Genomic DNA, 21,188 nt, shown 5'->3' with positions numbered 1-21,188 from the left:
AACCACCATTTATGCAACCAGTTCATATTACTATTCTCACACAAAAGTTGAATTCTGACCTTAATAAAATTTGAGCCAACTGACATTGCTATGAGTCAGAATTTTCAACTTTCGTATGACGTAAGCACTATACCCCCAAGAAAAATGTACGTATATTCTGTATACATCAACATGTATCATTTTCAGGCATTAAAACAGCACAATGACTATCAAATGGGATCAACTTCTTCGCTTCAAACTGATTGAAGTAGTCGCGTTGTGGGAAGGTCGAGTTACCACTAATCATTTGTGTAACTCATTCAACATAAAGCGACAACAAGCATCTCGAGACATCAAAGCATTCCAAGAACAGTTTGAGTTCCCCCCTCTTATCCACGATAGAAGTATTAAAGGTTATCGCCCGTCAGAAGACTTCGTCCCTCGCTTTACAAAAGGCACACCAAACGAATACTTGTCACTGCTGCACAAATACAGCAATGAGCACGTCGATGGTTTCGACATACAAAACTTAGGTCATGCAGATTCTATCGTTCTCTCTGTTCCAGATAGGCACGTCGCTCCGATCATTGTTCGCGGCTTGCTACAGGCTGCTAGAGAAAAGCGTCGTGTGGATATTGAGTACGTTTCAATGGATAGCCCAGAAGGTCGTGGCAGAAACATTGTTCCTCACACAATCATATTCGACGGCTTTCGCTGGCATGTGCGCGCTTACTGCGAAGATAGACAAATGTTCTTAGATTTTGTTTTAAGCCGCTTCCGAGGAGAGCCAGAACTGCTCGACAAGTCGAACATTGGAATGGATGAGGATGAAGACTGGATGATTGAAGAAACCATCCAAATCATTCCAAATCCGCACTTAACACTGGAGCAACAAGCCATTGTTAAAGCAGATTACGGAATGGATGAGTCATCTTTTACTATCAGTTGCCGAAGAGCACTGATTAAGTACTTGGTTAAGCGATTAGATATATGCGTAGATCAGAGAAAACTAAAATCCTCTCCGAAAAAATACCAACTAACAGTCGCTAACCCTCATGTGGTTAAACGTTGGCTTTTGTGACAAAAAAGCCCCACTTTTTTCACAAGCGGGGCTTTGATATTAAATGGCTATCCTTAGTTTCGGTTCTGAGCCTTACAGCTCTTCGCCTCTTACCAGTTCCGCTAATGTAGATAACCGCTGCTCACTCTGTTTTACGTATGGGTTGGCTTCATCCCATGCGTAACCCGCAAGAATCGCGCTGATCATCTGTTTGATACGTGGGTTGGGGTTTTGGTAGAAGATAACATCTTGCAACATGCCGTTGTACCAACCTTCCACGTAAGTACGGAAAGTATTGACGCCCACCATTAAGCGATCAGCATAATCAGATTGCCAATCGACCGTTTCACCATTTAGCTGGCGTTCAATGCAGTCTGCTGCAAATTGTGCTGACTTCATGGCAATAGTCACGCCTGAAGAGAAGACAGGATCAAGAAACTCACCAGCATTACCAAGCAACGCGTAGTGTGGTGTCGCTAAGTGTTTTACGTTCGCTGAATAGCCACCCAGTTCACCAGCAGGATTTGGGTACTGAGCTTGGTTAAGGAGCTGCGCAAGCCCTGGTTCTTCACTTGCTAACTGCTTAAGAGCGGTAATCTTATCCTCGGGATAGTTTTCAAAGAACGTCGGTTCGCCAACCACACCAAATGAGCAAGTACCATTTGAGAACGGGATCAACCAATACCACACATCATGATTTTCAGGATGCACAGAGATCAGGATCTTGTTGCGATCGTATTCAATCCCTTCTGCAGTAATGTTGTCTTCAATGTGCGTAAAAATTGCTTTTCTTGGTGGCAGGCATGAAGGCTCTTCTAGCGCGAGCAAACGAGGAAGAACGCGACCAAAACCACTAGCGTCTAGCACGTAATCGGCTTCAATTTGGTAAGCTTGTTTGTCAGCGTCAAGCACATTAAGAATCGACTTGGCACCTTCAAAGTCGATGCTTGTCAGTTCGTGTTGGTAACGAATTTCAACACCTTGCTCCACTGCACTGTCTGCCAGTACTTTATCGAAGTTACCGCGTTGAACTTGGTAAGTGGTACCCGGTCCTGCAGTGAATTTGTCGGTGAAATCAAATTGGGTATAAACGCCATTGCGACGAAACGCAGCACCATCTTTGTACTGGAATCCATATTGGTTCACCGCTTCCAACATACCGGCTTGCTCTACCACTTCCATGCAGGCAGGAAGAAGGCTTTCACCGATCGAAAAACGTGGGAACAACGCTTTCTCAATCACAGCGACATTAATTCCGCGCATATTGAGCAATGCGGAAACGGTAGAACCTGACGGTCCTGCACCAACGACGACGACTTGCTTTTGTTCTTTTCTCATTCTGCTTTCTAGTTTGCTTGTAGTTTTAATAATGTATGACCGAGACCAATGTTGTCGGTTCTTTCTGTCACGACTAAGCCTGCCGCTTCAACAATTTCCAGGAAATCATCGCTGCGGTAGAAACGACTGTTGCCGTTTGCTAAACAGGTAAAGTAAAGCGAGGTCGCGTTCAAGCTATAAGAAGCACCCGCGTATTTTTGTGCATCCCAGAACAGTTCTAAGATATACACCGTATCGCCTTCTCGAAGCTGCGCTTTCACTTTCTTAAGAATATTGAGAATTTCGATTGGTGAGAAGCAATCAAGGAATTGACTCATCCACCAGATATCAGCGTGCTCAGGTAACACTTGAGCTTTATCCAGCATGTTGGCTGGGAATGGAGTGATGCGCTCACTCAGTTGATTTTCGTTGGCATTTGCCATCGCAACTTCTAGCTGCTGAGGAAGATCAACAATCGTAATGTTCACATCTTGATCGTGGTTACAGCACTGCATTGCCCATTTACCAGTATTGCCACCAATGTCCACAATGTGACTTGGTTTATTAGCAAATACTTCTTTAAGTAATAGTGGGAAAGAGCGATCAGAGTAAAAGTGGTCAAACTTGAACCAGCTTTGTTTCGCTTGTTCTGGCAATGTTGATAACCCTTGGTAAATGGTTTCCCAATCACCAAGTTCTTTAAGACCTGACGGCTTGCCTTCTTTGATCGCATCCGTTAGGTGCATCATAGCGGCGTAACAAACATCGGCAGTGAAATCCATGTTTGCTTGCGTCATGCCATCATAAAGTAAGTAAAAGCCTAGGTTAGCCAAGGAATAGTTAGGTTTTTCCCACAAAACAATGTGCGCACTAATGGCCATATCCAACAATACTTTCACGCCGTATTCAGACACACCCGTTTTTTCTGCAATTTCTACAGCGTTCATACCCTTTGAGCCTGCACTGTCGAGCGCGGCTAAGATACCAAGTTCTCTTAATGTTCTCGCAGTGTGGAAAACAATAGGGGCAAAAGATAATTTTTGAGCTTCTGTTTTAGCTTCAAAAGCGTTGAAAGGATCAATATTTTGATTTAACACGAAAAAACCTAACTTCAATTAATATAATTATTACTGGGGCTCTGCGCCTAAAAGTGCAAGCGCGCGTTGAATATCAACATTTAAGTTGTTCACCCAACGGTTGTAATTACGATGGATTTTGCCATCACTTGCTTTTAGATTTACTGAGTTGAGATAAATAATTGAATAATATTTGTTGCTATATGGAATTTTTACTTCCGCAAAGTGACTACGAACGTTGATTTTTGCAATTAATACACCTGGGCTTGTTTCTTCAATCGTCCAACCGCGATTAGTTGCTGATTGAACAATCGCCGATTTTACTTGTTTATTTTGAAGATCATAAGCAACTGGAGTATCCTCCACATTCAATACAGGTTGCACTCGGCCACAACCGACAAGAAGCAAAGTTAATAGCACTGATATAAACAGCTTTAAACGTGACATGATAATTTCCTTTATTATGGTTTCTGCTGAAGCTTAAATTGTATCGAGCGGTAAAATAAAGCAATTTAATCAAATATGCCAAACTCCAAGATCAAAATTTCGTTTAATATCGACGCTTGGTCAGCTAACTCTCAAGGGCTTAGTCAAGTCGATGAGTGGAAACAATGGACCTCTACCGGTCAGTGGCCAGAAGAAGGCAAACTGAACGTATCTGATATCCCACCTATGATGCGCAGACGTATGAGCCAACTGAGTAAGTTAGCGGTTCAAACGGCGATTGAGTTGCTCAAGCAGCACGATGTTGACTACCTTGTTTTCTCTAGCCGTCATGGTGAACTTCATCGCAGTGTGGCGTTGGTAGAAGACATCCTCAAGGGTGAAGAAGCTTCGCCAATGGCATTCTCTCAGTCTGTGCATAATACCGCAGCGGGGCTTGCGACCATCGCAACTAAACAGCCGATCCCTCTCACCTCTATCGCAGCTGCTGAAAATACCTTCCAAAGCGCGTTAATCGAAGCGTGGCTATTCCTGTATGACAACCCTGACAAGAAAGTTCTGATTGTCGATTTTGATGAGCCACTCCCAGAGTCATATTCTGAGTTTGAAACGCACGCTTACCATGGATATGGTTTAGGTTTGGTGCTTTCTCATGGCGATACTTTTAGCGTTCAAGCAACAACCGAGAAAACAGACGAAGATGCCTTTCCGCAAGGGCTTAGCTTTATTCAGCACTTTTTATCATCAGCAAACAATTGGACGATTCATTCGCCTCAACAATCATGGGAATGGCGTCGTCAATGAGAATATTGAATCAATATTGGCGAGTATTCGCGACAGGATTTTGTTTCTCGGTTTTTGGTTTAGGTGGCTTGGCACTCAGCTTTATCGTCATTCCACTTATTCACCTAACTACATCGGATATAAAACAGAGAGAATATAAAGTTCAAGGGGCGATTCAATATTCTTTCAACACTTTTTGTAATTTGATGAAGCTTTGCGGCGCAATTGATTACCAAATCATTGGTGCCGACATTCTTCAACAAGATAAAAACTGTCTCATAGTTGCGAACCACCCAAGTTTAATTGATTACGTTTTGATCGCATCCCAATTAAAGCGCTGCGACTGTTTAGTTAAGTCCGCAATTTGGGTAAACCCATTTATGAAGCACATTGTTAAGGCTGCAGGTTATATACCCAACGAAGCACCTGATGATTTATTAGCAATGTGTGAAGAAAGATTTGACGATGGTAACGTTTTGCTTATTTTTCCTGAAGGCACAAGAACCACTCCAGGTGTAAAATCGAAATTACAAAGAGGCGCTGCGCAAATAGCGGTTAGAACCGAGCGAGATTTGCGTGTCGTACATATTACGGTCACGCCAAGCTTCCTGACAAAAGAGAAAAAATGGTATCAAGTTCCAAAGACAAAACCATTTTTCAAGGTTGAAGTTAAGGATAAAGTTGAGATTGAGCCTTTTATAAAGCAAACTACGTCCCCAACGATAGCGGCTCGTCGCTTACAACAGCATTTGGCTGAAACTATATTTCCAGAAAATTCGTAATTATAAGCAGGTCCCAGTGGAACAATTACACAACGATATCAAGCAACTTATTATTGACGCTCTAAACCTAGAAGATTTAACCGTCGACGATATTGAAACAGAAGCACCACTTTTTGGTGATGGTCTTGGCTTGGATTCTATCGATGCTCTTGAACTTGGATTAGCAATTAAAAAGCAATACAACATTGTCATTGATGCAGACGATTCGAACACTCGTGAGCACTTCGCTTCTGTAGCTAACCTTGCGAAGTACATTTCTTCTCAAACCTCTTCTCAAGATAATGAATAGTTTTTAGGTATATTCATGACAGACGTAAATAAAGATCAAGTATTTGAACAAGTTAAAGATGCGCTTGTGGAGCTATTCGAAATTGAAGCTGAAGACATTCAGCCAGAAGCCCATCTTTACACCGATCTAGACCTAGACAGCATTGATGCCGTAGACCTTGTTGTACACCTACAAAATGTCACTGGCAAAAAGATCAAACCAGCGGAATTCAGCACAGTTCGTACTGTCGATGACGTGGTTAATGCAGTAACTGAACTTCTCAAGGAAAGTTAATGCGCCAATTGCTGACGGTTTTGTCTGCAATTGTATTATTTGCCTACCCCTTCGCGGTTTACTTCGGTATCGACCGATTTGGTTTAAATCTGGTTGGTGGCTTATTGGTTGCAGCGTTGCTTTTGCGGTTACTCGCTGCAAACAAAACACCACTCAAAGAGTTTAAGTTCCTTGCGATCACCACGGGCGTTGTGGGTATTGTCTTAGTCACCTTAGGTGTTGTTTTTAAGCAGCACGGGTGGCTAAAGTTCTACCCTGTTGTCGTCAACCTTTGCATGCTTGGCGTGTTCTCACTGAGCTTGAAGCAACCGCAAACCATCATCGAGAGACTGGCTCGCCTTCAAGAGCCTGAACTTCCTCAAAGTGGCGTGATCTACACACGAAAAGTTACGATCGTGTGGTGTGGATTCTTTATCTTGAATGCATCGGTAGCACTGTATACCTGTTTTCAACCTATCGAAATCTGGACGCTGTACAACGGCTTAATCAGTTATTTACTCGCTGGTAGCTTGTTCGCTGGTGAATGGATCGTGCGTCAATTTGTACGAAAGGAACATTAAATCGTATGAACACAAGTTCGTTAAACTTCTCCTCTATTGCGACCTTAATGACAGCCAATAGAGAGGCACAATCCACGATTGCGTATGACAGAAACCAAACCATGACGTGGGAGTCTTTTCAGCATAACGTCGCCAGTTTGCGAGCAACGTTAGAAGCGCTTGATGCCCAACGAATTGCGCTCTGTTTTGGCAACAGCTACCTTTTTGCGCTCAGTTTCTTTGCTTGTTGTCATGCTGGAAAATCCATCGTCCTTCCCGGCAATTACCAACCTGAAGCTTTAAAAGAGCTCGACGAGCACTTCGATCTTGTATTGCACGACACTGAAGTGATGATTCCGACAGGGCTCTCAGCTTTGCACGTGAATACAAGTTTCGATTCTCTCATTTGTGAATGGCAAGCCTTGCAACTTGCGAATATCAACGTCACGCTGTTTACCTCAGGTTCAAGCGGCAAACCAAAAGCGATCAGAAAAACACTCAAACAACTGGATGTGGAAGTCGCCATTCTTGACGGCTTATGGGGAGACAAACTGGAAGGTTCTCATATCGAGAGCACAGTATCTCACCAACATATCTACGGATTGCTATTCCGCGTTCTCTGGCCATTGTGCTCTGGGCGCACTTTTGCCGCTCATAACTTAGAATTTCCAGAGCAGATTGTGCATTTTGCCTCTACTGAGACAACATTGATCAGTAGCCCTGCATTACTTAAACGCCTGACAGAAGAGCATCAACCATCGGCGTTACGCTGCGTTTTTTCTTCTGGAGGTCCTTTACCTAATGATGCTGCCAATCACAGCCAGCAATTGTTTGGTGATTACCCATTAGAGGTCTTCGGCAGTACCGAAACGGGTGGTATCGCTTATCGACAGCAATTATCTGCTACCCAACCTTGGACTCTATTCCCCGGTGTAGAAGCCGCTCTAAATCATGAAAACTGTTTAAAGCTTCGCTCCCCCCACATTGATGAAAACGCGTGGTATCAAACTGCAGATGAATGCTATTTCCATGATAGTATTTCCTTCGAACTACGCGGTCGCACCGACAGAATCGTCAAAGTTGAAGAAAAGCGCGTTTCGTTGGTCGAAGTCGAGAAGCGTTTAGAGCAATTGCCGTGGGTAAAAGAAAGTGCCGTCATCCCGATGGAAGATGCCGGTCGGCTGTCTCTATTTGCAGTGATAGTCTTGACCAACGAAGGCGATCAAACACTGCAAGAACTCGGGAAAGGTAAGTTCTGGTTAGCGCTAAGAAAAGCCTTGCGTAGCTGGTTAGAGCCGATTGCTATTCCAAGAAAATTCCGCGTTTTAGACGAGATTCCGCTCAATAGCCAAGGCAAGCGCCAGATCGCTGAAATAGAAAAACTGTTCCAAGAATAAAAGAACTCATCATGGACAAAAGAAAACCAACGCTCAAACAGGTTGATATCGACAATCACATCGCGACGATTGAAATGCGTGTCGATGCCGACATCTTGGATTTCCAAGGTCACTTTACCCATTTCCCATTGTTGCCAGGCGTAACACAAATCGATTGGGCGCTGTTTTATGCGGTCGAATACTTGAACACACCAACACTGTTCAAAGGCATGGAAGTCATCAAATTCCAAGAACCTATCCTACCGGATATGTGCGTTAGTCTTACGCTTTCTTGGGATGCAGAGCGTGAAAAACTGGCATTTAAGTACACGTCGATCTCGGGCGAGCAAACCGTAGTTCATTCTTCAGGCAAAATGAAGCTAGGGAATTAACGTGACAAGCGCAAGCAACGAGAACCAATACCACCCTTGTTTTCTTATTCCATGCTACAACCATGGCAGCACGATTGCGGCTGTAGTTGAGTCGTTGTCTGTTTTTTCCCTGCCAGTTTTAGTCGTTGATGACGGCAGTAATGAAGAGACAAAACGTGCTCTAGATGCTTTAGCAAATGAAGAGAAAATCACCTTGATTCGCCTTTCAGAAAACCAAGGTAAAGGTGGCGCAGTAATGGCTGGTATTAAGCAAGCGCTGCTACAAGGGTTCTCTCATGCAATTCAGATAGATGCCGATGGGCAACACGACCTTGAGGCTGTGCCAACGTTATTGCAGGCTTCGCAGGCTAACCCAAACAGACTAATTTCTGGACAACCGGTTTACGACGAAAGTGTACCAAAATCACGTCTCTACGGACGATACGCGACCCATGTTTGGGTGTGGATTGAGACGCTATCGCTTTCTATCAAAGACAGCATGTGTGGCTTTCGAGCTTACCCTCTTACCCAGACTGTGGACGTACTCAACAAGTACGATATTGGTAAGCGCATGGACTTCGACATTGAGATCTTAGTTCGTATGTATTGGGAAGGCACCGATATTGATTTCGTACCAACACGCGTGATTTACCCTGAAGGTGGCATTTCTCATTTTGATGCACTTTGGGACAACGTAAAAATCAGTTGGATGCACACACGTTTGTTCTTTGGCATGTTGCCTCGCATCCCTTCATTGCTGGCTCGTAAGCACAAGCGTGCAAACGAGTCCAAGCAAGCAACATCTCGCGACGATCATTGGTCAAAGCGAAAAGAACAAGGCACCGTGTTGGGGATCAAAACCCTATTAGCCGTGTATCGAGTATTTGGACGCAAAGTTTTTGACCTCATTTTGAAGCTCGTAATGCGTTACTACCACCTAACAGGTAAGTCTGCTCGACAAGCTTCTGAGATCTACTTAGATCAATTGCAACAACACGCGAAACAACAGAACATCACCCTACCTCAACCTTTGGACAGCTATCAGCACCTGCTGTCATTTGGGCGAACCATGCTTGATAAGTTGGCAGCTTGGCAAGGTGATTTCAGTGTGGACAATCTTACCATTCATGGTCAGCACCACTTCGAAGAGATGGCTGAGAAACAACAAGGCGTGGTCATTCTTGGTTCCCACCTTGGTAACATCGAATTGTGTAGAGCGCTTGGTCGTCGACATTCACACGTGAAAATCAATGCATTGGTGTTCACCGAGCACGCCGAGCAATTTAATGCCGTGATGAAGGCCGTTAACCCAAGCTCCGAGCTTAACCTTATCCAAGTGAGTTCGATGGGACCCGATACCGCCATTTTGCTTCAACAAAAAATAGAGCAAGGTGAATGGGTGGTGATTGTTGGCGATCGCACTTCCACCAGCGTTGAAAGCCGCGTCGTTTGGGCGGACTTTTTAGGCAAGCCAGCGCCCTTCCCACAGGGACCATTTATGTTGGCTTCAGTGTTGAAAGCTCCAGTTTATCTGCTGTTTGGTCTACGAGACGATAACGCCGAAACGCCGCACTTTAACGTATATTTTGAACATTTTAGTGATCAAATCGTCTTACCACGTAAGAGTCGCCAAGAAGCGCTGGACAACGTGGTGCAGCAATATGCGCAACGATTAGAACATCACACACTGCAAGCTCCATTGCAATGGTACAACTTTTTTAATTTCTGGACTTTAAGTAATCAGCAACATGACAATGAACAATAATCAAAGCATCACCTTTGGTGCAGAACGCCTTTCGATTGAAGATGTCGTCGCGATTGCACATGGTGCAAAAGCAAACATGAATGCGTCACCGGAATTCACATCGAAGATTGATCGCGGTGTGGCATTCCTAGAAAAATTACTTAAAGAAGAAGGCGTAATTTACGGCGTAACCACTGGGTATGGCGACTCTTGCACTGTTGCAATCCCACCAGCATTGGTCGATGAATTACCCCTTCACCTCACTCGCTTTCATGGTTGTGGTTTAGGCGAGATCTTGTCTCATGAGCAAGCAAGAGCCGTGCTGGCAACTCGCCTATGTTCTCTATCACAGGGGGTTTCTGGTGTTTCGCATGATCTATTGAACCAAATCGTCAACCTGATCAACCACGACATTGCACCACGCATCCCACAGGAAGGCTCGGTTGGCGCTAGTGGCGACTTAACACCACTGTCTTACCTTGCTGCGGCGCTTATTGGTGAGCGCGATGTGCTTTACAAAGGTGAAGTACGCCCAACTCTTGATGTATTTACTGAACTTGGCATTACTCCAATTACGCTCAAACCAAAAGAAGGTTTGGCGCTGATGAATGGCACATCCGTGATGACTGCTCTGGCGTGTATTGCTTACAAACGCGCAGAATACCTTGCTCAGTTGTGCACTAAGATCACGGCGATGGTATCGGTAGGTATGCAGGGCAATGATTTCCACTTTGATGAAGCCCTCTTCGCAGTGAAACCTCATCCGGGTCAACAACAAGTTGCGGCATGGCTACGTAACGACCTTAAAGCGGAACGCCCACCACGCAACAGTGACCGCCTGCAGGATCGTTACTCTCTGCGTTGTGCTCCACACGTGATCGGCATGGTTCAAGATTCTCTTCCTTGGTTGCGTCAATTGATCGAGAACGAGCTTAACAGCGCAAACGACAACCCAATCATCGATGGCGACAACGAACGCGTACTGCATGGTGGACACTTCTACGGCGGTCATATTGCAATGGCGATGGACACACTGAAAACAAACATCGCGAACCTAGCGGATCTACTGGATCGTCAGATGGCTCAGTTAATGGACTACAAGTTCAACAATGGTCTGCCATTCAACCTGACGGGTGCGGAAGGCGAACGTAAGCCAATCAACCATGGCTTTAAAGCGGTGCAAATTGGTATTTCAGCTTGGACAGCAGAAGCGCTAAAACACACCATGCCTGCAAGCGTGTTCTCACGCTCAACAGAGTGTCACAACCAAGACAAAGTGAGCATGGGTACGATTGCAGCTCGCGACTGTATGCGCGTTCTTGAGCTGACAGAACAAGTCGCAGCGGCATCTTTGCTGGCGAGTGTTCAAGCGGTAGAGATTCGTCGCCGCCATAATGAGCTAGACGAACACCACATGAGCAGTAACTTGAAGATGATTCGCGATGCGGTATTGGAAGAGTTCGAGTTTGTTGTCGAAGACCGTCCACTAGAGCACGATCTACGTAACTTCATCGCTAAAATCCAACAACGTCACTGGTTGTTGTACGCGGAGGCGTAATGCAAGAACAAGTCCTTTACCCGCTAGAAACCGAGGTGACAATGGTCACCTCATTTCAGGATGCTGATCCGATGGGCGTCATCTATCACGGTAACTTCTTTCGTTACTTCGAAGAAGCACGCCGAGTGCTAATGGAGAAGATTGAGTACAGCTACCGTGATATGCAAGCGTCGGGCTACATGTGGCCAATCATCGACACCCGCGTGAAGTATGTAAAGGCAATCCCATTCAACCACGAGATTCGCATTACCGCGACGCTCACTGAGTGGGAAAACCGCTTGCGCGTAGACTACGTGATTTATGATGCCAAAACCGATCAGCGCATGTGTAAAGCTCATACCACACAAGTGGCAGTTTCTATCGAAAAACAAGAAATGTGCTTTGTTTCTCCTGCCGCTTTTCTAGATAAAGTAGAGCAGTGGCATAAATGTGGGAGCCTATCTTAATGCACAAATCCTTGTTCTCTTTATTTGTGTCTATGGCTCTGCTCGTATCATTCTCGACTCCGAGCTGGGCAAAAGTGGTGGATCTCGACTCATTGCAGGCGCAGCTGTCACAAAACGAAGTAATCCGCGGCGATTTTAAGCAAAGCCGTCACCTAGAGATGTTTAATCAACCGCTTACTTCAACAGGCATTTTTACTCTCAGCAAATCGCACGGTTTACTTTGGCAACAGCAGATCCCATTTGCCGTAAACTTGGTTTTAACTCAAGACAAGTTACGCCAGACCTTTGCTAACCAAGCGCCAAAAACCATCACCGCACAAGAAAACCCAATGGCATTCTATTTTAGCCATGTATTTCTATCGGTTTTCCATGGTGATACCGCAGCATTGAAAGAACAGTTTACGCTGGACTTTTCTGCTCAAGATAGTGGTCAATGGCAATTGGTTCTCACTCCAAAACAAGCGCCACTTAACGCGGTGTTTAAAGCCATCACGCTCTCTGGTAACACTCATATTGACCAATTAATGCTAGAAGAACTGCGCGGAGACAAAACAGAGATTGAGTTTACTCAACAAGCGTCTTTGCCAAAGGAATTAACGGATGCAGAAAAGGCTCAATTTGATTTCTAAATTCCGTCTAGGTTCATACGCATTGGCTTGGCTTTGGTTAAGCTTAGTTGTGATCGCAAGCGCTCTGCTATTAAAACAATGGGGGGGGAGCGAACACTCGCCGATTGAAACTAACATCCTAAAACTGCTGCCTGAAAATCAGCAAAATCCAATCGCAGAGCAAGCGTTTGAAGCAGTCTCCACCAGTATGAGTGATCAAGTCATCTTTGTACTGACCGCTGCCGACAAAACACAATTGTTAAAAGCCGCTGGCGCATTTGAAAAAGGGTTAAGAGAAACCCAACAGTTTACCAACGTCGTCGGGAAAATATCACCTGACGCTCAACAAGCTTGGGCAAGCTACTACTTCAATCATCGTTTCCAGCAACTGACTCAAGCACAACGAGAGCGACTAAGCCAAGACCCACAAGCTCAAGTGCAATATGTGGTTCAATCCCTTTACAACCCGTTTTCGGGCGTAACAGGTCAAGAGCTACAAAACGATCCGTTCTTACTGTTTCGTGATTACTTAAGCCAAGTCACGCAGCAAACATCAGCGTTTAGACTCGATAATGGCTACTTGTCTGTCGAAAAAGATGGTCAACAATACCTCTTAATCACTGCGACACTCAGTGGTTCTCCATACGCTCTCTCGACTCAAAGTGTCGTCCCAAAAATCGAACAGCTAGAGCAATCCATCGCCGCACAGTTTGGTGCTAAAACCGCGCATACCGGCGTGCTGTTTTACGCAGACTTTGGCACTCAGAGTGCGAAATCAGAAATCAGCACTATTGGCGTGTTCTCTTTATTGGGCATCGTCGTGTTGTTCTTGGTTGTGTTCCGAAGTTTAATGCCGCTCTCTTTAGCGCTGTTATCCATTTCGGTTGGTTTGCTGATTGCTCTTAGCGTCACCACTTGGGTATTTGGCAAAGTCCATCTATTCAGTTTGGTCTTCGGTGCAAGCTTGATTGGCGTTTCAATAGACTACGCCTTCCATTATCTGACGGAACGTTTATCTGAAGGCAGCCAGTGGGACAGTCGAAAAGGTCTCAAACATATTTTTGCTGCCATCACTTTAGGTCTTATCACCAGTTTGATTGGCTATTTAGGCATGTTGATTGCGCCTTTCCCAGGCTTGCAGCAACTTGCCCTCTTCTCCTCTATCGGACTGATTGCCGCTTACGCAACCGTAGTGGCTTGGTACCCGATTCTCGCAGTGAAACCTTCTCGCAATGCGGTGAAAGTACCGGGTCATCGGTTGTTGTCTGCATGGTTATCTGTGTGGCAACGTCCTAGTGTGAAAGTTGGGCTGCCGCTTATCTGTCTTATCATCAGCGGCTATTTTCTCACTCAGTTGAAGTACGACGATGACATTCGCCAATTGCAAGCCATGCCAGAAACGCTAAAGCAGCAAGAAGCTTTGATTACAAAAGTCAGTGGAATGCAGGCTTCTCAACAAATGCTTGTGGTCACCGCCGACACGGATCAATCTCTACTTCAACGACTAGAGCAACTTGACCCTACGCTACAGCAATGGCAACAAACCAACATCATTGAAGGCTATCAAAGTTTGAGTAAGTATCTGGGCTCAACCGAACGCCAACAAAGTGATTTTGCTCTGATAGCGAATCTGTACCAAACGCAAGCTTCTGCTTTAGCATCAGGCTTACAACTGGCACACAAGCCAAAACTGACAAACACCCTTGTGCCAGTCAGTTTGCCAGACTATCTAAACAATCCGGTATCCGAACCAATTCGCTTCCTCTACTTGGGAGAAATCGAAGGCCAATCGGCAGCGGTCATCACGTTAAACAAGTTGAACGACCCAGAAATTGTAATAGCATTTGCGCAGTCTCAACCAGATATCAGTTACTTAAACAAAGCCGAAGAGATCTCGACATTATTTGGCGAGTACCGCATTAAAATCATGGAGCTGTTATTTGCTGCTGCCGCGATTATTTTTGCCGTTCTAGTCAAACGCTACGGCTTTCACCACGGTTGGCGTATTTTACTCCCTTCAGCAATTGCTTGTATTGGAGGTCTCGCTGCCGCGGTTGCTGCTGGCTCGACACTCAACTTATTTAACTTGTTAGGCTTGATCCTGATCTTGGGAATAGGTATCGACTACACCCTATTTTTTGCTGAGAAAGCACGCAGTTTGAGCACTCTTCTCGCGATTACGCTCTCTGCCATCACAACGGTATTGTCTTTTGGGTTACTCTCTCTCAGTCAAACCCATGCGATTCATAGCTTTGGTGTGACCGTTTTAAGTGGCATTTTCATCGCTTGGCTACTCTCGCCGATTGCTATTATGACTAAGGAAAAATCACAATGAGCACTTCCACGGCCGTGCGTATTTTCATCACAATGATTTTTGTAACTTTGCTCAGTGCTTGCAGCTTAGTACCCAAACAATCAACGCCTAGCGTCGAAATAGAACAAGGCGTCTCTGTCGCGCTCCCTGCCCCGAACGATCTCGGTTATCACCTCACAGCAAGCCAGTTGATTACTGCGACTTGGACCGCAGAAGGAAAAGAGAGACAAGAACAACTGCCAGTGCAATTACAAGTGAACAGCAACGATGTAACACTAGCCGGCTTTTCCTCTTGGGGTACCCGAATTTTATCCCTCAACTACAATGGTGAGCAGATAAATACAGAAGTTTTAACCGGTCTCGATGGCACGTTGCCAGAACCGGAGCAAGTACTATTCAACCTAATGATCACGCTGTGGCCGAGTTCTGCTTGGGAAGCGCCGCTAAATAAGGTAAGGTGGCGAATGATTGATGATGAATATTCTAGAGCCGTGTTTAATAGCGACGGTGAAAAGATCATAGACATCCGCTATGAGAATCACGACAAACTGAAAGGTAAGATTAGCTTTAATCACCTTCAACATCCGTTTTCGATTTCTATTCAAACACTGCAGTATCAATTAAATTAAGAACGATCCTAATACAACACTATGTCTACTCGCTCTCCTCAACCTTTGTATATTCAGGCCTGCGGCTTTCATTCCGCGATGGGTAACGATGATGCAAGCATTCATCAATGTCTATCGGGTTCTAAGCCATCGAACATGGTCATGGATAAAACCATTCTGAATAACGATCGAGAAACCGTTATTGGACGCGTCTTAGAACCATTACCAACGCTTCCGCAGGCGTTGCATTCGTTTGATTCTAGAAACAACCGACTCGCACTCTCTGCCATTTTGCAGATCGAACCCAAAGTCCGCGAAGCCATTGGCCAATATGGCTCAGACCGCATTGCCGTGGTGATCGGGACCAGCACCTCCGGCATTGCAGATGGTGAAATTGCCTTTGCAGAAAAGCTCTCAGATGGTGCGTTCCCAAACGATTACCATTACCGTAAGCAAGAGCTTGGTCATTGCAGTGACTTTGTCGCCGCGTATTTTGGACTGACAGGTCCTCATTACGCCGTATCGACAGCTTGCTCTTCCAGTGGACGCGTATTTATCACCGCTCAACGTCTTTTAAAATCGGGGCTAGTCGATGCAGTGATTGTTGGTGGTGTCGACACCATATGTCGCCTGACCTTAAATGGCTTTAGTGGTCTAGAAGCCCTGTCAGACAAACACTGCTTACCATTCGATGCAGATCGTTCGGGTATTAATATCGGAGAAGCCGCGTCCATCATGCTATTGAGCCACACGCCAGCCAAAGTGGCGTTGTTAGGCGCAGGAGACAGCTCTGACGCACACCATATCTCTGCACCACACCCAGAGGGACTAGGTGCAGAAGAGGCCATGAACAAAGCCCTTTCAAACGCTGGCTTAACGGCTGAAGATATTGGTTACATCAATGCGCATGGAACCGCGACCCCATTGAACGATTCGATGGAAAGCAAAGCCATTTTCCGCTGCTTTGGCGATGCTGTATCAGTGAGCTCAACCAAACCGTTAACCGGTCATACTCTAGGTGCCGCCAGCGCAACTGAAGCGGCAATCGCATGGCATATTTTGAATTACGATCTCGATCTCCCCGTCCAGCATTGCGCAAACAAAGCGGAAGATATCGAAATCTCCCTCGTTGAAGCACCATCAAAACTTGGTGGAAAAGCGATTTTAAGCAACTCTTTTGCTTTCGGCGGTAATAACGTTAGTCTTATTTTTGGTTACGCTCATGACTAAACTTCCCCCAATTGAACAACTGCTTCCGCACGATAGACCAATGATCTTGGTTGATCGTGCTATCGATATTCAACAAGACACCATCCATTGTCAGGTTGATATTGGCGAGCATAACCCTTTTTTCAACCGTGATACTCAAACGGTTCCGGCGTATGTCGGCATAGAGTTTATGGCACAGTCTGTTGCCGCTTGGTCTGGCTACCATGCCCTTATTCAAGGACAGGAGCCACCTATTGGGTTCTTATTAGGCAGTCGACGTTACACCTCTGAGTGCGATGCCTTTACTAAAGGTCAACAGCTCGACGTATATGCCGAGAAAATGATGGAAGACAATGGCATGGCGGTGTTTTCTGCTCGCATGGAGTGGCAAGAAAAAACCATCGCTACCTGTCAGTTGAACGTATACGTTCCATCAGAAGAAAAATTAAAAGAAATGAAAATCAGGAGTCAACAATGACCCGACAAGTCCTCGTAACTGGTGCCAGTAAAGGCATTGGTAAAGCCATCGCCGTTCAACTTGCCAAAGACGGTTTCCACGTCGTCGTGCATTACATGGGCGATCAACAAGGCGCACAAAACACTTTAGAGACCATTGAACAACATGGTGGCTCGGGTCGTCTGATCCAGTTTGATATCAGCAACCGCGAAGAATGCCGTACTAAACTAGAAGCCGACATCGCAGAGCATGGTGCTTACTACGGTGTCGTCAACAATGCTGGCATCACTCGCGACACTGCTTTCCCAGCGATGACGGAAGAAGAATGGGATGGCGTGATTCATACCAACCTAGATAGTTTCTACAACGTACTGCACCCTTGCGTAATGCCAATGGTACAAAAACGCAAAGGCGGTCGTATTGTGACTCTCGCGTCGGTGTCTGGTCTGATGGGCAACCGTGGTCAAACCAACTACAGCGCGGCAAAAGCTGGCGTGATTGGTGCAACGAAATCTCTCGCGCTTGAACTCGCAAAACGTAAGATCACCGTGAACTGTGTGGCACCAGGTCTTATTGATACTGGCATGGTAGATGAGCACGTAAAAGAGCACGCGATGCCGCAAATCCCTCTTCGTCGCATGGGTGAACCAGAGGAAGTGGCTGGTCTGGTAAGCTACTTGATGTCTGATATCGCAGGTTATGTTACCCGCCAAGTTATCTCAGTAAATGGAGGCTTAGTATGAGTCGTCGAGTCGTTGTGACAGGTATGTCCGGTGTTACCGCCTTTGGTAACGATTGGTCAGCAGTAGAGCCTAAACTGCGCGACTGCCAGAACGCCACTCAATACATGCCTTCTTATGAGCAATATGATGGTTTGAACACCAAGCTTGCTGCACCTGTAACTGACTTCGAACTACCGAAGCATTACAAACGCAAACAAGTCCGCGGTATGGGTCGTGTCTCTAAGCTTGCGACTGTCGCAACAGAAAACGCGCTAAGCCAAGCTGGTCTGATTGGCAATGATGTTCTCACTAACGGTCAAACCGGTATCGCTTACGGCTCATCTACAGGCAGTACCGATGCCATTGGCGCATTTGGTGTAATGCTAAATGATAAAACCACCAAAGCGATTACCGCGACAACTTACGTACAAATGATGCCACACACGACTGCAGTTAACGTTGGTCTGTTCTTTGGCTTAAAAGGTCGCGTAATCCCAACCAGTAGCGCATGTACTTCTGGCAGCCAAGCGATTGGTTACGCCTACGAAGCCATTAAGCACGGTTACCAAACCGTGATGGTTGCAGGTGGCGCTGAAGAGCTTTGCCCAACAGAATCGGCTGTGTTTGATACCCTTTTCGCGACCAGTTTGAAAAACGACGCACCGAAAAGTACCCCAAGACCCTACGATACCGAGCGCGATGGCTTAGTAATTGGCGAAGGTGCAGGTACATTGGTTTTAGAAGAGTACGAACACGCAGTGGCTCGCGGCGCGAAAATCTATGCCGAGATCATTGGTTTTGCAAGCAACTGCGATGCTGCACACGTAACACAACCTCAAATGGAAACCATGCAAATCTGTATGGAGATGGCGCTACAGAACGCAGGCATTTCGGCAGATCAAATCGATTATGTATCGGCGCACGGTACGGCGACTGACCGCGGCGACATTGCAGAAAGCAACGCCACGGCAAATGCACTCGGTAAAGTGCCAATCAGCTCATTGAAGAGCTACTTTGGTCATACCCTAGGCGCTTGTGGTGCTATCGAGGCGTGGCTAAGCCTAGAGATGATGCACGGAGGTTGGTTTAACCCGACCCTTAACCTAGAGAACCTAGACCCACAGTGTGGCGACCTAGATTACATCTCAGGACAAGGTCGCGAGCTCAATGTTGAATACCTAATGAGCAATAACTTTGCGTTTGGCGGTATCAACACCTCACTCATCTTTAAAAAGATCTAAACCCCTTTTAAACAAAAAGCGCTAGCTTCTTCTTATTAGCTAGCGCTTTTTTGTTCTATTCGTAAGCTACAGATCGGTGCTTACAGCGATAAACATCTGCTGAAACTGACGTTGGATTTTGTCCATCAGTTTCTATCACCTTCACCACGTGATATCGGTTACCACCCGCCATATAAACTTGGTTTGCAAGTTCCTCAAATAAGGAACCTTTTTGTTGCTCAGACACAACTTGGTTACCGATGACTTTACACTCATTGTTTTCCACCTCTGCAAATGAGATTGGCTGCACCTCATTGGCACCAGGCAATAGCATGGTCTTGGTTGCTTTAGCCACACTTACGCTCGGTGCCGATGGACAGTGATACAACTCAGCAACCACACTGGAAGGACGACCACGACTGGTATCGAGCACGGTAGCAATGTGATAACGGTTACCTCCCGATGCGTACGTTTGATTCTTCAACATACGGTCAACGTTGTTAGGATGGATATCTTCAATCGTGTAAGAGTCCACCATCTGACAATTAAGATTTTTAATTGCTACGTCAGTAATCGGAGAAATATTGACAGCTTGTGGAAGCACACGAACTTTACGCGTGACACATCCACTTAAAATAGAAAGCACAACTGCGGTTAGAATTATTTTTTTCATGATTTACTAAATGGAATAGAAGAGAACCAAATTCTATGAAATGAGTCATTTTGGACAATCCAAAACGACAAAACCCCGACAACTCAGAGAGTTATCGGGGCTTTTGAATAAATGGCACGCCCTATAGGATTCGAACCTATGACCACATCCTTAGAAGGGACGTGCTCTATCCAGCTGAGCTAAGGGCGCGCTACAGGGACAGGATTATACGAGTTCAAGCGCTTAAATCAACGAGTTTTCATAACATTCTGATCTGAATGCCTAAAAAAAGGGCACCAAAAGGCTAAATGTTCAAAAACACCACAAAGCAAACGTTTGCGTATGGATGTTAAATAGATTTTCTGCGACAATGCGCCGCAAATAATTTGCCTTCTCAATTTAAAAGGAAAGTCATGACTGCTCAAAATATAGATGGAACTCTTATTTCCCAAACTGTTCGATCCGAAGTTGCAGCACGTGTGAAAGCTCGTATTGAAGCTGGTCTTCGCGCTCCTGGTCTTGCAGTTGTTCTAGTTGGTGAAGATCCAGCTTCTCAAGTATACGTTGGCAGTAAGCGCCGTGCGTGTGAGGAAGTTGGCTTTGTCTCTAAGTCTTTTGACCTTCCTGCGACAACGTCGGAAGAAGAATTGCTGGCTCTAATTGATGAGTTGAACAACGACGCAGAAATCGACGGTATTCTTGTTCAGTTGCCTCTTCCTGCTGGCATCGATGCAACGCACGTTCTTGAGCGCATTCACCCAGAGAAAGACGTGGATGGCTTCCACCCTTACAACGTGGGTCGTCTAGCGCAGCGCATTCCTAAGCTTCGTTCTTGTACACCAAAAGGCATTATTACGCTTCTTGACCGTTACAACATAGAACTACGTGGCAAACACGCAGTTGTGGTTGGTGCATCAAACATTGTAGGTCGCCCAATGACTCTTGAGCTGCTTCTTGCTGGCTGCACAACAACGACTTGTCACCGCTTTACCAAAGACCTAGAAGGTCACGTTCGCCAAGCAGACCTTGTTGTAGTTGCGGTTGGTAAGCCGAACTTCATTCCTGGAGAGTGGATTAAGAAAGGCGCGGTTGTGGTTGATGTGGGTATCAACCGTCTTGAGTCAGGCAAACTAGTGGGTGACGTGGAATACGATAAAGCGCGTGAAAACGCGAGCTTCATTACCCCTGTACCAGGTGGTGTTGGTCCGATGACAGTGGCAAGCCTAATTGAGAACACAATGCTGGCATGCGAACAGTTCCACACCAAAAAGTAAGTGCGCCCCCGATGAAAAAAAGGCTCCAGTGGAGCCTTTTTTATTGGCTGTAACTCTAACCCCAGCCGTTAATAACAATATAACTCA

General features: G+C 45.7%; 23 protein-coding genes and 1 tRNA gene. 19 read left to right on the top strand and 5 right to left on the bottom strand.

The annotated features are described in order from the left end of the window. Positions 1 to 202 precede the first annotated feature (202 nt). Positions 203 to 1,060, top strand: coding sequence for a WYL domain-containing protein (locus tag OH459_RS11130; RefSeq protein WP_269986764.1), 858 nt, complete (start codon positions 203 to 205; stop codon positions 1,058 to 1,060). 72 nt (positions 1,061 to 1,132) lie between these two features. Here OH459_RS11130 and OH459_RS11125 read toward each other — a convergent pair whose 3' ends face one another. From OH459_RS11125 to OH459_RS11115, 3 genes are read right to left on the bottom strand one after another with little or no spacing between them, the layout of a single operon-like run. Beyond that, positions 1,133 to 2,377: an NAD(P)/FAD-dependent oxidoreductase gene (locus OH459_RS11125; protein ID WP_269986763.1), complete on the bottom strand. Its 1,245-nt coding sequence runs from the start codon at positions 2,375 to 2,377 to the stop codon at positions 1,133 to 1,135. 8 nt (positions 2,378 to 2,385) lie between these two features. After that, a complete protein-coding gene (locus OH459_RS11120; protein WP_005446497.1) occupies positions 2,386 to 3,453 on the bottom strand; it encodes a methyltransferase in 1,068 nt (355 codons plus the stop codon). A gap of 30 nt (positions 3,454 to 3,483) precedes the next feature. After that, on the bottom strand, positions 3,484 to 3,879 hold the full coding sequence (locus OH459_RS11115) for a hypothetical protein (RefSeq protein ID WP_269986762.1): 396 nt from the start codon (positions 3,877 to 3,879) through the stop codon (positions 3,484 to 3,486). 75 nt (positions 3,880 to 3,954) lie between these two features. On the opposite strand from OH459_RS11115, the gene OH459_RS11110 reads away from it, so the two are divergent. Genes OH459_RS11110 through OH459_RS11030 form a run of 17 tightly spaced genes read left to right on the top strand, consistent with a single transcriptional unit; the run spans position 3,955 to position 19,196 of the window. Further along, on the top strand, positions 3,955 to 4,680 hold the full coding sequence (locus tag OH459_RS11110; RefSeq protein WP_050921858.1) for a beta-ketoacyl synthase chain length factor: 726 nt from the start codon (positions 3,955 to 3,957) through the stop codon (positions 4,678 to 4,680). Continuing rightward, positions 4,677 to 5,441, top strand: coding sequence for a lysophospholipid acyltransferase family protein (locus OH459_RS11105; protein WP_061065698.1), 765 nt, complete (start codon positions 4,677 to 4,679; stop codon positions 5,439 to 5,441). The genes OH459_RS11110 and OH459_RS11105 overlap by 4 nt, the downstream gene beginning before the upstream one ends. Positions 5,442 to 5,457: 16 nt before the next feature. Beyond that, on the top strand, positions 5,458 to 5,730 hold the full coding sequence (locus tag OH459_RS11100) for a phosphopantetheine-binding protein (protein ID WP_009696047.1): 273 nt from the start codon (positions 5,458 to 5,460) through the stop codon (positions 5,728 to 5,730). 15 nt (positions 5,731 to 5,745) lie between these two features. Further along, complete coding sequence (locus OH459_RS11095; RefSeq protein ID WP_005446488.1) at positions 5,746 to 6,003, top strand: acyl carrier protein; 258 nt, start codon at positions 5,746 to 5,748, stop codon at positions 6,001 to 6,003. Next, positions 6,003 to 6,563: an intracellular septation A family protein gene (locus OH459_RS11090; RefSeq protein ID WP_009700647.1), complete on the top strand. Its 561-nt coding sequence runs from the start codon at positions 6,003 to 6,005 to the stop codon at positions 6,561 to 6,563. The genes OH459_RS11095 and OH459_RS11090 overlap by 1 nt, the downstream gene beginning before the upstream one ends. Positions 6,564 to 6,568: 5 nt before the next feature. Next, entirely contained in the window at positions 6,569 to 7,939 is a 1,371-nt protein-coding gene (locus OH459_RS11085) for an AMP-binding protein (RefSeq protein WP_256902211.1), read from the top strand. A gap of 11 nt (positions 7,940 to 7,950) precedes the next feature. Beyond that, positions 7,951 to 8,310 carry an ApeI family dehydratase gene (locus OH459_RS11080; RefSeq protein ID WP_005446483.1) on the top strand — a complete coding sequence of 120 codons (360 nt, stop codon included), beginning with the start codon at positions 7,951 to 7,953 and terminating at the stop codon, positions 8,308 to 8,310. Position 8,311: 1 nt separating this feature from the next. Next, on the top strand, positions 8,312 to 10,054 hold the full coding sequence (locus OH459_RS11075) for a glycosyltransferase family 2 protein (protein WP_005446481.1): 1,743 nt from the start codon (positions 8,312 to 8,314) through the stop codon (positions 10,052 to 10,054). Next, complete coding sequence (locus OH459_RS11070) at positions 10,038 to 11,591, top strand: HAL/PAL/TAL family ammonia-lyase (RefSeq protein ID WP_017188379.1); 1,554 nt, start codon at positions 10,038 to 10,040, stop codon at positions 11,589 to 11,591. Before OH459_RS11075 ends, OH459_RS11070 begins: the two co-directional genes overlap by 17 nt. Then, entirely contained in the window at positions 11,591 to 12,037 is a 447-nt protein-coding gene (locus tag OH459_RS11065; protein WP_005446478.1) for an acyl-CoA thioesterase, read from the top strand. The genes OH459_RS11070 and OH459_RS11065 overlap by 1 nt, the downstream gene beginning before the upstream one ends. After that, positions 12,037 to 12,666, top strand: coding sequence for a LolA family protein (locus OH459_RS11060; RefSeq protein ID WP_269986758.1), 630 nt, complete (start codon positions 12,037 to 12,039; stop codon positions 12,664 to 12,666). The genes OH459_RS11065 and OH459_RS11060 overlap by 1 nt, the downstream gene beginning before the upstream one ends. Beyond that, positions 12,638 to 14,980 carry an MMPL family transporter gene (locus tag OH459_RS11055; protein ID WP_269986757.1) on the top strand — a complete coding sequence of 781 codons (2,343 nt, stop codon included), beginning with the start codon at positions 12,638 to 12,640 and terminating at the stop codon, positions 14,978 to 14,980. The genes OH459_RS11060 and OH459_RS11055 overlap by 29 nt, the downstream gene beginning before the upstream one ends. After that, positions 14,977 to 15,588 (top strand): DUF3261 domain-containing protein, encoded by a 612-nt coding sequence (locus tag OH459_RS11050; protein ID WP_005446475.1) that lies wholly within the window; start codon positions 14,977 to 14,979, stop codon positions 15,586 to 15,588. The genes OH459_RS11055 and OH459_RS11050 overlap by 4 nt, the downstream gene beginning before the upstream one ends. Positions 15,589 to 15,609: 21 nt before the next feature. After that, a complete protein-coding gene (locus OH459_RS11045; protein ID WP_269986756.1) occupies positions 15,610 to 16,797 on the top strand; it encodes a beta-ketoacyl-[acyl-carrier-protein] synthase family protein in 1,188 nt (395 codons plus the stop codon). Continuing rightward, positions 16,790 to 17,254: a hotdog family protein gene (locus OH459_RS11040; protein WP_017818965.1), complete on the top strand. Its 465-nt coding sequence runs from the start codon at positions 16,790 to 16,792 to the stop codon at positions 17,252 to 17,254. The genes OH459_RS11045 and OH459_RS11040 overlap by 8 nt, the downstream gene beginning before the upstream one ends. After that, positions 17,251 to 17,976, top strand: a complete 726-nt coding sequence (gene fabG, locus OH459_RS11035; protein WP_029788652.1) for a 3-oxoacyl-ACP reductase FabG — start codon at positions 17,251 to 17,253, stop codon at positions 17,974 to 17,976. The genes OH459_RS11040 and fabG overlap by 4 nt, the downstream gene beginning before the upstream one ends. Beyond that, on the top strand, positions 17,973 to 19,196 hold the full coding sequence (locus OH459_RS11030; RefSeq protein ID WP_005446466.1) for a beta-ketoacyl-ACP synthase: 1,224 nt from the start codon (positions 17,973 to 17,975) through the stop codon (positions 19,194 to 19,196). The genes fabG and OH459_RS11030 overlap by 4 nt, the downstream gene beginning before the upstream one ends. Positions 19,197 to 19,251: 55 nt before the next feature. On the opposite strand, the gene OH459_RS11025 is transcribed toward OH459_RS11030, so the two are convergent. Beyond that, positions 19,252 to 19,848: a hypothetical protein gene (locus OH459_RS11025; protein ID WP_047513060.1), complete on the bottom strand. Its 597-nt coding sequence runs from the start codon at positions 19,846 to 19,848 to the stop codon at positions 19,252 to 19,254. A 112-nt stretch (positions 19,849 to 19,960) separates the two neighbouring features. Continuing rightward, positions 19,961 to 20,037 (bottom strand) — tRNA-Arg (locus tag OH459_RS11020). A 203-nt stretch (positions 20,038 to 20,240) separates the two neighbouring features. Here OH459_RS11020 and folD point away from each other — a divergent pair. Further along, the gene (gene folD / locus OH459_RS11015; RefSeq protein WP_005446463.1) at positions 20,241 to 21,101 is read left to right on the top strand and encodes a bifunctional methylenetetrahydrofolate dehydrogenase/methenyltetrahydrofolate cyclohydrolase FolD; all 861 of its coding nucleotides are present in this window, start codon (positions 20,241 to 20,243) and stop codon (positions 21,099 to 21,101) included. Positions 21,102 to 21,188 lie beyond the last annotated feature (87 nt).

The organism is Vibrio sp. MM46 (assembly GCF_027587135.1).
Lineage (GTDB): Bacteria > Pseudomonadota > Gammaproteobacteria > Enterobacterales > Vibrionaceae > Vibrio > Vibrio harveyi.
This window is presented reverse-complemented; position numbering and strand designations above follow the sequence as displayed.